Origin of the sequence: Phocaeicola sp. ICN-14070 (assembly GCF_037892625.1) — a bacterium.
Classification (GTDB): Bacteria; Bacteroidota; Bacteroidia; order Bacteroidales; family Bacteroidaceae; genus Phocaeicola; species Phocaeicola plebeius.
Genome location: NZ_JBBKBF010000046.1, coordinates 21,126 through 31,899, shown reverse-complemented (window position 1 = coordinate 31,899; position 10,774 = coordinate 21,126). Strand labels below are relative to the sequence as shown.

8 protein-coding genes are annotated in these 10,774 nt (G+C 47.8%); 5 read left to right on the top strand and 3 right to left on the bottom strand.

The features are described 5' to 3' along the window. Positions 1 to 970 precede the first annotated feature (970 nt). Positions 971 to 1,780, top strand: coding sequence for a Cof-type HAD-IIB family hydrolase (locus tag WKT20_RS12415; RefSeq protein ID WP_118243683.1), 810 nt, complete (start codon positions 971 to 973; stop codon positions 1,778 to 1,780). Here WKT20_RS12415 and WKT20_RS12410 read toward each other — a convergent pair. Further along, positions 1,767 to 2,300 carry a ferredoxin domain-containing protein gene (locus WKT20_RS12410; RefSeq protein WP_007558229.1) on the bottom strand — a complete coding sequence of 178 codons (534 nt, stop codon included), beginning with the start codon at positions 2,298 to 2,300 and terminating at the stop codon, positions 1,767 to 1,769. The two genes, WKT20_RS12415 and WKT20_RS12410, sit on opposite strands and share 14 nt — an antisense overlap. Before the next feature lie 274 nt (positions 2,301 to 2,574). After that, positions 2,575 to 3,762, bottom strand: a complete 1,188-nt coding sequence (gene spt / locus WKT20_RS12405) for a serine palmitoyltransferase (protein ID WP_007558228.1) — start codon at positions 3,760 to 3,762, stop codon at positions 2,575 to 2,577. A 224-nt stretch (positions 3,763 to 3,986) separates the two neighbouring features. Here spt and WKT20_RS12400 point away from each other — a divergent pair, with 224 nt between their 5' ends. Beyond that, positions 3,987 to 5,021 carry a diacylglycerol/lipid kinase family protein gene (locus WKT20_RS12400; protein ID WP_118163642.1) on the top strand — a complete coding sequence of 345 codons (1,035 nt, stop codon included), beginning with the start codon at positions 3,987 to 3,989 and terminating at the stop codon, positions 5,019 to 5,021. Positions 5,022 to 5,031: 10 nt separating this feature from the next. Here the strand turns inward: WKT20_RS12400 and WKT20_RS12395 are convergent, their stop codons facing one another. Beyond that, positions 5,032 to 5,748: a tRNA1(Val) (adenine(37)-N6)-methyltransferase gene (locus tag WKT20_RS12395; RefSeq protein ID WP_117701669.1), complete on the bottom strand. Its 717-nt coding sequence runs from the start codon at positions 5,746 to 5,748 to the stop codon at positions 5,032 to 5,034. A gap of 186 nt (positions 5,749 to 5,934) precedes the next feature. Between WKT20_RS12395 and lon the strand changes: the two genes are divergently transcribed. Genes lon through WKT20_RS12380 form a run of 3 tightly spaced genes read left to right on the top strand, consistent with a single transcriptional unit; the run spans position 5,935 to position 10,742 of the window. Beyond that, positions 5,935 to 8,418: an endopeptidase La gene (lon, locus tag WKT20_RS12390; protein WP_118243681.1), complete on the top strand. Its 2,484-nt coding sequence runs from the start codon at positions 5,935 to 5,937 to the stop codon at positions 8,416 to 8,418. After that, entirely contained in the window at positions 8,415 to 9,545 is a 1,131-nt protein-coding gene (gene tgt / locus WKT20_RS12385) for a tRNA guanosine(34) transglycosylase Tgt (RefSeq protein WP_022053960.1), read from the top strand. The genes lon and tgt overlap by 4 nt, the downstream gene beginning before the upstream one ends. A 21-nt stretch (positions 9,546 to 9,566) precedes the next feature. Further along, the gene (locus WKT20_RS12380) at positions 9,567 to 10,742 is read left to right on the top strand and encodes an LptF/LptG family permease (protein WP_117701667.1); all 1,176 of its coding nucleotides are present in this window, start codon (positions 9,567 to 9,569) and stop codon (positions 10,740 to 10,742) included. The last annotated feature ends 32 nt before the right edge of the window (positions 10,743 to 10,774 follow it).

Sequence of the window (10,774 nt, the reverse complement as noted above, 5' to 3'; positions counted from 1 at the left end):
GTAGGTTTAGGGAACATGCGTGTCAAGGCGGAAAATAGAATGGTTACTACAAGTAATTATGCATAATAATATTAAAAGCAAAAACAGTGAAATTAAAAATAATATAACATAGAATTTCCATCTTGTTAATATTTCTATAGGCTGTTTCTTGATAAAACACATATAATGTACCCATCTATTTTTATATATCAATGCGTAATAATGCAACAGACAGAGTGGAATGATAAAGACAAAAACGTATTCAACTTTGAGAGGGTATAATTTATCTATAATAAGAAAAATAATTAAACATAAATTTATCAACAAGAATCCAAGAATTTTTTCAGATGTCACGTCCGTAGGGTAAGTAGGTAAAATCTTTTTATGCTTATCAACAAATTGGTAAATATAAAAATTAAGAATATTTATAATCAAGAATACTTTCTTCATATTATTTGACAATGTTATGCAATTTGGTTTTCATTATATATTTGAATGGGGCAAGGCTCCCATTCCTAAATAAAGCGACATATTTAGGTAAGTAAACCGTGCCCCATATAATTATTTGCAGATATTCTATTTATAATATGTAACCATTCTATTTTATAGAATTAGTGTAAATTAGTGTATAACTGCCTTTGCAAAAATAAATAAAAATATCCTCCAGTTCATCACTTATTCAAGCATTAACGTATTTTCTTCAGAGCACAAGAAGCCGAAACTCAAGCACATCAACGAAAGCACGTGCTTGACTATTGTATGTTTCTCCAACCGAAAACGTATGTTTTCCGAAGCGAAAACCTATATCTTCCCTTGGGAGAACATAAGTTTCGGCCTTGGGAAACATAGAAAGCCGAAAGACATTTCTCTCATACCTCACCTGCGTCTTCACGAGAACGGCATCCTTTACATGCTTTATCTTTCCGCTCCTACATTTCCGTAGTTTCGTTTTTTTTCCGTAATTTTACGCTCGATTTTACAGCATAACTTTATGAAATATAAATTATTAGTATTAGACCTTGACGGAACGCTTACCAACAAGCAGAAAAAAATTACCCCTCACACCAAGGAAACACTGTTCAAGATTCAGGAGCAAGGAGTGAAAATTGTACTGGCCTCGGGAAGACCTACGTACGGCATTGCCCCACTGGCCGAGCAACTGGAACTGCAAAAGTATGAAGGCTACATTCTGGCTTACAACGGTGGAGAAATCATCGACTGGAAAACCAAGGAGCTGATGTACAAGAACCTGCTCGACCATGATGTGCTTCCCTATCTTTACGAATGTGCCAAAAAGAACGATTTTGCCATTGTGACTTACGACGGGGAATACGTGCTGACCGAGAAACCGGACGATGAGTATGTACTCAAAGAGGCCTTGCTCAATGTCATGAAAATAAAGAAGGTAGACAATTTTCTGGATGCCGTGAAACATCCGATTGCCAAATGCCTGATTGTGGGCGAACCGACTCGCCTGGCCGAGCTGGAAAAAGAGATGTACGAACATCTGAAAGACCGCATGGGGGTTTTCCGCTCAGAGCCTTACTTCCTGGAACTGGTTCCCAAGGGCATCGACAAGGCCCAGTCGCTGGCCGTACTCCTGAAGGAAATCGGACTTACCCGTGAGGAAATGATTGCCATCGGTGACGGATTCAACGACCTGTCCATGATTCAATACGCCGGACTGGGTATCGCCATGGCCAATGCACAGGAGGTAGTAAAAGAAAACGCCGACTTCATCACTTTATCCAATGAAGAAGACGGCGTGGCCTACGCGGCTGAGAAATTTATTCTGTCTTAGGCTTCCGGTCGAAGAACGGATTCTTGGATGATGCACTCACGGGTATGGCGTACACCTGGGTGCACCCATCCAGCCAGTCCAGCTGCTGGGCCGCCAGACCGGCCGAAAACATCACACGCGTATCTACCCGATGGTCGGCTGCTACCGAACAAGCCGAACCGATGGCAATTCCTACATCCACACTATTGATGGCACAGGGCACTCCTTTTTTGCGGTCTCCGCAATGCTCATATCCGCAATGTCCGCAATCCAACCCCTGCGGAAGCGAGCGCGTACCTATCAGCACCACACACTCTGCCTGGAGAATGTTATCCGCATCGCGCAGGAAAAACTTAAAGCCATTGTCTTCGTACATCTGCTTCATCGTATCAGAAAGGATACGGATGTTACTTTCCGTCACCATGGCCACTTCAATAATGTCTACCCCCTTTCCTTTGGGAGCCGTACGTGCCGCCGTCATCATTTGTTGCGCCACCTGCAACACCTGTTCGTGACGGCTGTCTCTTTCATTCAGTATCATATTCCATTAAAGTTAAAATCATACATACACAAAAAGGGTTATATCCGAGCTTTTGCCATAAGGCGTCAGATGCTCTAAATATAACCCTTTCTCGATAAATCCGCTACGGATTTATTTCTTTTTTCCTTTTTTCAGGTCATTTTCATGAATGGCCTCTTCTACTTGATAAGCCGGAGCATGTTTTTTATGCATACCCTTCGGTTTTTTATTACCGGCAGCTCCCATAGTAAATACCTCCTTTCAATTCCTTAAAAAGATCAATGTAAAAATGTGATTATTTAAGTATATCCAACTGTTTGAAACACTTAATCAATTTTTCAATAGCGAAGTCCACCTGTTCTTTGGTGTGAGTAGCCATCAATGCAAAACGCACCAGTGTGTCCTGAGGAGCACAAGCTGGAGGAATTACCGGATTGATGAACACTCCTTCGTCGAAAGCCAGCTTGGTTACTTCGAAAGTCTTGTCCGTATCGCGTACGTACAGAGGGATAATCGGACTTTCTGTTTCACCGATTTCAAAGCCTGATTCACGGAAACGCTTCAGAGAGTAGTTCGTGATTTCCCACAAACGCTGCTGACGTTCCGGTTCTGTCTTGAAAATGTGGATGGCTTCTCTAGCCGCAGCCGTAGCAGCCGGCGTGTTACTTGCCTGGAATATATAAGAGCGGGCATTGTGGCGCAACCAGTTGATTACGTCCTTGTCACCTGCCACGAAACCACCGATAGAAGCGAGTGATTTACTGAATGTACCCATAATCAGGTCGATGTCTTCCGTTACGCCGAAATGGTCGCACACGCCTCGTCCCTGTCTTCCGAATACACCCAGACCATGTGCTTCATCCACGTAGATGCTGGCATTGTATTTCTTCTTCAGGCGGACGATTTCCGGCAAGTTGGCCAAATCACCTTCCATAGAGAACACGCTATCCACCACAATCAGTTTGATAGCATCCGGTTCACACTTCTGGAGCTCTTTTTCCAGGGCATCCATGTCGTTGTGTTTATACTTCAGCTGGGTAGCAAAAGAAAGACGACGTCCGTCCACGATAGAAGCATGGTCACGGTCATCACAAATGATGTAATCGCCACGTCCGGCCAACTGAGGAATCACACCTTCATTAACCGTAAATCCGGTAGAGAAACACAGTGCTTCATCTTTACCGACGAATTCTGCAAGTTCTTTTTCAAGTTCTACATGAATATCCAGCGTTCCATTCAACAGACGAGAACCCGCGCATCCTGTACCATATTTACGAGTAGCAGCAATAGCCGCGTCGATGATTCTCTGATCATGAGTCAGACCCATATAGGAATTTGAGCCGAACATCAATACTTTCTTTCCGTCCATCATTACCTCTGTATCCTGGGCACTGTCTATTTCACGAAAGTACGGATAGACACCTCTTTCCATGTACATCTGAGGTACTCTGAATTTACTTAATTTTTCTTGTAATAATCCCATATTCTAATATCTGGTAAGCATCCCAGCTTACATTAAACTTCATTACTTGTGCAACCGTTTCGTTACATCATTTTCATTAAGAACGTGCAAAGATACAAAAAACTCAAAAATCTGATACGAATCCCTGAAAAAAATAACAAGAGTATCAATTATAGGGGCAATTTGCCCTAAACTATGAAAGATAATATTATTTTTGTACTCCCAAATTTTAAGGAAACAGGTTTATGGAGACAAAAAAGCGAATCACCTTTGTGGTAAACCCCATATCCGGCACTCACGGAAAGGAATTCATCCTACGACTTATTGAAAAAGAACTGGACCATTCTATATATGACTATTCTATCCAGAAAACGGAATATGCAGGTCATGCTTCCGAGATAGCCGCACAAGCCGCCGCTGAACATACGGACATTGTAGTGGCCATCGGCGGAGACGGTACCATCAATGAGATAGGACGGGCGCTTATCCATACCAATACTGCGATGGGAATTATTCCATGCGGATCGGGCAACGGACTGGCACGTCATCTTCATATCCCTATGGAACCAAAGGGAGCCATCAATGTACTCAATGCCGGAAATGTGAAGACAATAGACTACGGTATCATTGACAATCACCCCTTCTTCTGTACATGCGGAGTGGGATTCGATGCCTTCGTGAGCCTGAAATTTGCCGATTCCGGGAAAAGAGGTCTGCTGACCTATCTGGAAAATACACTGCACGAAAGTCTGACGTATGAACCGGAAACGTACGAAATAGAGAACTCTACGGGTACCGTCCGCTACAAAGCATTCCTGATAGCCTGTGCCAATGCATCGCAATATGGCAACAATGCCTACATCGCCCCGCAAGCCTCGCTGACCGACGGTATGATGGATATCACGGTACTGGAGCCGTTTACTGTGCTGGATGTGCCTTCTCTTTCTTTCCAGTTGTTCAACCGGACACTCGACCAGAACAGCCGTATTAAAACGATGAAGGACAAGAGCATCATCATACACCGTGCGCAGGAGGGAGTGCTCCATTTTGACGGAGACCCGATGATGGGCGGAAAAGACCTGAAGGTGGAAATCATTCACCAAGGGCTACACGTCATCGCACCGATACGTCCCAAGCAAATGCCTTCTCCCCCGCTGAACATTCTCCAGCACTTTACCGACTTTATCGGCCGACGTCCCATCACTTCGGCCATTGCCCAGAAACACAAGCAACTCCTGATGCTGAACCATCACATCCTGAGACGCTTGTCGAAGAAATAATCATTTCATCTTACAAGGCCAGATAGAAATCTCTGGCCAGTTCACTAAACTCCGGTGTATAGACATGACGTTCCGTCTCGATGGAAAGGTGCGTGATTTCCGTCTGTGCACAAGGATGCTTCACGAACGCCATCAGCACACGCTTGGCGGGCAATTCCTGACGGGGATGTACCCAGGTCTGGCGTGAAAGATGCAAGCCTTTTCCGAGGGCTAAGGCCACAAAATCGGCCGAGGCCGTAGCCGGAAGCACCACCGAAAAGCTACCTTTTTCGGACAACAAAACCGATACTTTCGACAACAAGGCGTCAAAGTCCAGTTCATCGGTATGCCGTGCCATGTTCCTCTGCGCCTGAGGGCATTTCACGGACTCCACAAAGTACGGAGGATTCGACACGATGGCGTCAAAACATCCGTTCCATTCTTCCGGTGCCTTCCGGATATCAAGCCGTTCCACCTCCATCCGGTCAGACCAGGGCGTACGGGCCACGTTTTCACGAGCCTGCTCCACGGCCGCTTCGTCAATATCGACGGCGGTTACAAAGGCATCCGGATTCCGCTGGGCCAGCATCAGAGCAATCAGTCCGCTTCCGGTACCAATGTCAAGCATCCTCCCTGCCCCGTCCACTTGCGCCCATGCGCCGACCAGCACCCCGTCAGTGCCGACCTTCATGGCACACTTATCATGAAAAACTACAAATTGCTTGAATTGAAAATATGGATTTGGCATAACTTCCTTCTAAAATTTTACGCCAAAATTAGTGAAATCTACCCAGAAAACGCTTCAGCCTGCCATTATTTTACATAATAAAAGAGGTATTTGACATAAATAGTTTCCAAATTACATGCGGAATGATTAACTTTGTGCCGTTTTTGAGTAATAAAAAAGCTTCTTAATTCAGAAGAGAAAACAAGTATGGTAAAAAAGACAAAAAACAACGAGATTCTGGTAAGTGCAGAAGGTAATGACATTCCGATGATGGCAGAAATTGAAACGCTTCCGGTGGACAATGCAACGGATGACCTCACGGGAGAACTGCCCGTCATGCCCCTGCGCAACCTTATGATATTTCCCTCTATTGTCATGCCCGTCAGCGTAGGCCGGCAACCCACATTGAAATTAGTCAACCAGGCACTTCAGAGCAAAGAGCCTATCATCATTACCACGCAGAAGGTGAGTGAGGTAGACTCGCCCAAGCAGAAGGATTTGTTCCCCATTGCGGTAATCGGTAAGGTGCTCCGGGTGTTTGAGATGCCGGGAGGAACCATTACGGCCATCCTTCAGGCTACGGGTCCGAAGGTGCAACTGGAGGAAATCACTTCTACCCGTCCCTTCCTGAAGGGTAAGGTTTCAGTGATTGAAGAGGACATGAAGGACGAGAAATCCGATGAATTCAAGACACTGATTGACACTTGCAAGGAGTTGAGTGCCAAGGTAATTGAACTGTCCGATGAAATTTCGCCCGATACTTCTTTCGCCTTGAAGAACCTGGATAACAACGAGGTGCTGGTCAACTTTATTTCCGGCAATTTCCCCTTCCCTATCAACGAGAAGTACGAATTGCTTCAAACGAACAACCTGAAAGACCGATTGTACCGCCTTATCCAGTTGCTGAACAAATACATCCAGCTGGCCACCCTGAAACAGAGCATCCAGATGCGTACGCGCGAGGAACTCGACCGCCAGCAACGTGAGTACTTCCTCCAGCAACAAATCAAGAACATTCAAGATGAGCTGGGCAACGGACAGGATGACGAGATTGACGAACTGCGCAAGAAGGGAGAAAAGAAACGCTGGAAACCGGAAGTAAAAGAGACTTTCGAGCGTGAGCTGTCCAAACTGGAACGTATCAACCCGCAATCGCCCGACTATAACGTGCAACTGACTTATCTTCAGACATTGCTCTCACTTCCGTGGGGTGTGTATACACAGGATGTCATCGACATTCCGAATGCCAAGAAGATACTCGACAAGGAGCACTACGGACTGGAGAAGGTGAAAGAACGTATTCTGGAGCATCTGGCCGTACTGAAGCTGAAAGGTGACCTGAAGTCGCCGATTATCTGTCTCTACGGCCCTCCGGGAGTAGGAAAGACTTCTCTGGGACGTTCCATCGCCACGGCCCTGAAACGGAAATACGTACGTATGTCGCTGGGTGGCGTGCACGATGAAGCCGAAATCCGCGGTCACCGCAAGACGTACATCGGTGCCATGCCGGGACGTATCATCAAGAGCCTGATCAAAGCGGAAACGTCTAATCCGGTCATCATTCTGGATGAGATTGATAAGTTGAGCAGCGATAGCCATGGTGACCCAAGCTCAGCCATGCTGGAAGTGCTCGACCCGGAACAGAACAACACGTTCCACGACAATTACGTTGACATTGACTACGACTTGTCGAACATCATGTTCATCGCTACGGCCAACAACCTAGGCACCATCCCATCTCCGTTGCTCGACCGTATGGAGCTGATTGAAGTGAGCGGTTACATCACCGAAGAGAAGATTGAAATCGCCCGCCGTCACCTCATCCCGAAAGAGATGGAGAAGAACGGCCTGAAGAAGGAACACGTAAAGTTCAGCAAGGCGGCCACTGAATACATCATCGAGAACTATACCCGTGAAAGCGGTGTGCGTGAGCTGGAAAAGAAAATCAGCAAGGTGATGCGTAAAATCGCACTGGAAATTGCCAGCGATGAGTTTACCGGCACACATGAGCTGAAGCCGAAAGATATTGAAAAGTTCCTCGGCGCACAAGAATATTCCCGCGACAAATACCAGGGCAACGAATATGCCGGCGTAGTGACGGGACTGGCCTGGACGGCCGTAGGCGGTGAGATTCTGTTCGTAGAAACCAGCCTGAGCCGTGGTAAGGGACAACTGACCCTGACCGGTAACCTGGGCTCGGTAATGAAGGAATCGGCCATGCTGGCACTGGAGTACCTGAAAGCACATAGCCACCTGCTGGATTTGCCCGAAGGTATCTTCGACAACTGGAACATCCATATCCACGTGCCAGAAGGAGCTATTCCGAAAGACGGACCTTCTGCCGGTATCACCATGGTTACTTCATTGGCTTCTGCGCTTACCCAGCGCAAGGTGAAAGCCAACCTGGCCATGACAGGTGAAATCACCCTTCGTGGAAAGGTGCTTCCCGTAGGCGGTATCCGGGAGAAAATCCTGGCGGCCAAACGTGCCGGCATCAAGGACATCATCCTGTGCGAGGAAAACCGCAAGGACATCAATGAAATCCAGCCGATGTACCTCACCGGAATGACTTTCCACTACGTGAAGGACATCAAGGAGGTGCTCCGCCTGGCGCTGACCGATGAGAAAGTGGCCGATGCCATCGACTTTACCATCAAAGAAGATAAAAACAAAGAAAACCCTGCACAATGAAATTTGAATTACAATATACGGACCCCAAATCGAATGCCCGTGCCGGTCTGATTACAACAGACCACGGGCAGATTGAGACCCCTATCTTCATGCCGGTGGGCACACTGGGTACGGTGAAAGGCGTGCATCTTCACGAACTGAAGAACGACATCAAGGCTCAGATTATCCTGGGAAACACGTACCACCTCTACCTGCGCCCCGGACTGGACATCATCGAGGGGGCTGGTGGACTCCATAAGTTCAACGGATTCGACCGTCCGATGCTGACCGATAGCGGCGGCTTCCAGGTATTCTCTCTTTCCGGCATCCGCAAGTTGCGCGAAGAGGGCGTGGAATTCCGCTCGCACATTGACGGCTCGAAGCACTTGTTCACTCCCGAACGGGTGATGGACATCGAGCGTACCATCGGTGCCGACATCATGATGGCCTTCGACGAGTGCGCTCCCGGTACTTCCGACTACAACTATGCCAAGAAGTCCATGGAGCTGACTCACCGCTGGTTGGACAGATGTTGTGCCCGCTTCAACGAAACGGAGCCCAAGTACGGCTACAACCAGTCGCTCTTCCCCATCGTGCAGGGATGCGTATATCCCGACTTGCGCCGCCAGTCGGCCGAATACATCGCCTCGAAGAATGCCGACGGTAACGCCATCGGCGGACTGGCCGTGGGTGAGCCTACCGAGAAGATGTACGAAATGATTGAGGTGGTCAACGAGATTCTGCCTAAGGACAAGCCCCGCTACCTGATGGGTGTAGGTACTCCGGTCAACATCCTGGAAGGCATCGAACGCGGTGTGGATATGTTCGATTGTGTGATGCCAACCCGTAACGGACGAAACGGCATGCTCTTTACCAAAGACGGTATCATGAACATGCGCAACAAGAAATGGGAGAACGACTACTCGCCCATTGAAGCTGACGGAGCATCTTACGTAGACACGATGTACAGCCGTGCCTACCTGCGCCACCTGTTCCACGCACAGGAGCTGCTGGCCATGCAGATTGCCTCCATCCACAACCTGGCCTTCTACCTCTGGCTCGTAGGTGAAGCCCGCAAGCACATCATCGCCGGCGACTTCTCTACCTGGAAACCGGCCATGGTGAAACGTTTATCTACCCGATTGTAATTGTAGTTTACGACGATAAATATGAAACACAATGTGTTCCAGTTGTTCCGTTCCTACCTGCAAGCCGGAAAGGAACAACTGAAAAATTTAAAAGGAAACCCGTTCAAGAAGAAATGGCTGAAACGGCTGGACAGGTACATCATCGTGAAGTTCCTGGGCACCTACTTTTTTGCCATCGCCCTGATTATCTCCATCGCCGTGGTGTTCGACATCAATGAAAACATTGACGACTTCATCAACAACAAGGCGCCCATCAGTGCCATTGTCTTCGACTATTACCTGAACTTCATTCCTTATTACACGAACCTCTTCAGTCCGTTGTTCGTATTCATTGCCGTGATTTTCTTCACGTCGAAGCTGGCAGAGAACTCCGAAATCATCGCCATGTTCTCCACCGGAATGAGCTTCAAGCGCCTGATGGTGCCCTACATGATTTCGGCCGCTATCATTGCACTGGTCACCTACGTGCTGAGTACCGAGGTGATTCCTACCGGAAGCGTCACCCGACTGAAGTTTGAGCAAGTGTACAAGAACAAGAAGCGGGCTGACTACGTGCGCAATATCCAGCTGGAGGTAGATACGGGTGTAATTGCCTACATGGAGCGCTACGAGGACTACAACAAGACGGCTTACCGCTTCTCGCTCGACAAGTTTGAAGACCACAAGCTAGTATCACACCTCACGGCCCGCCGCATTACGTACGACACTACCACCGTGCACCGCTGGATTATCAAGGACTACATGATTCGTGAGATGAAGGGCATGCGTGAGGCTATCACCCGAGGAGAGCGTATGGACTCCATCATCAACATGGAGCCGCAGGACTTCCTCATCACGCGCGGCCAGCAGGAAACGATGACCAGTCCCCAGCTACGGGAGTACATCGACAAGCAGAAGCAACGAGGCTTCGCCAACATCAAGGTGTTCGAAGTGGAATACTACCGGCGCATCGCCACCTCGTTTGCAGCCTTCATCCTGACGGTCATCGGGCTCTCGCTTTCGTCACAAAAACGGAAAGGAGGTATGGGACTTCACTTGGGAATCGGTATCGGACTGAGTTTCTCCTACATCCTGTTCCAGACCATCTCGTCCACCTTCGCCATCAACGGAAACGCGCATCCGAATCTGGCCGTGTGGATTCCGAACATTCTATATCTGTTTATCGCGATTTATCTCTACCGCAAGGCACCGAAATAAAAAGAAAATCTCCTCACAAATCACCATGATGC

Coding starts and splice junctions, on each gene's coding strand:
- WKT20_RS12415 (WP_118243683.1), top strand. CDS start 971: ATGAAATATAAATTATTAGTATTAGACCTTGACGGAACGCTTACCAAC.
- WKT20_RS12410 (WP_007558229.1), bottom strand. CDS start 2,300: ATGATACTGAATGAAAGAGACAGCCGTCACGAACAGGTGTTGCAGGTG.
- spt (WP_007558228.1), bottom strand. CDS start 3,762: ATGGGATTATTACAAGAAAAATTAAGTAAATTCAGAGTACCTCAGATG.
- WKT20_RS12400 (WP_118163642.1), top strand. CDS start 3,987: ATGGAGACAAAAAAGCGAATCACCTTTGTGGTAAACCCCATATCCGGC.
- WKT20_RS12395 (WP_117701669.1), bottom strand. CDS start 5,748: ATGCCAAATCCATATTTTCAATTCAAGCAATTTGTAGTTTTTCATGAT.
- lon (WP_118243681.1), top strand. CDS start 5,935: ATGGTAAAAAAGACAAAAAACAACGAGATTCTGGTAAGTGCAGAAGGT.
- tgt (WP_022053960.1), top strand. CDS start 8,415: ATGAAATTTGAATTACAATATACGGACCCCAAATCGAATGCCCGTGCC.
- WKT20_RS12380 (WP_117701667.1), top strand. CDS start 9,567: ATGAAACACAATGTGTTCCAGTTGTTCCGTTCCTACCTGCAAGCCGGA.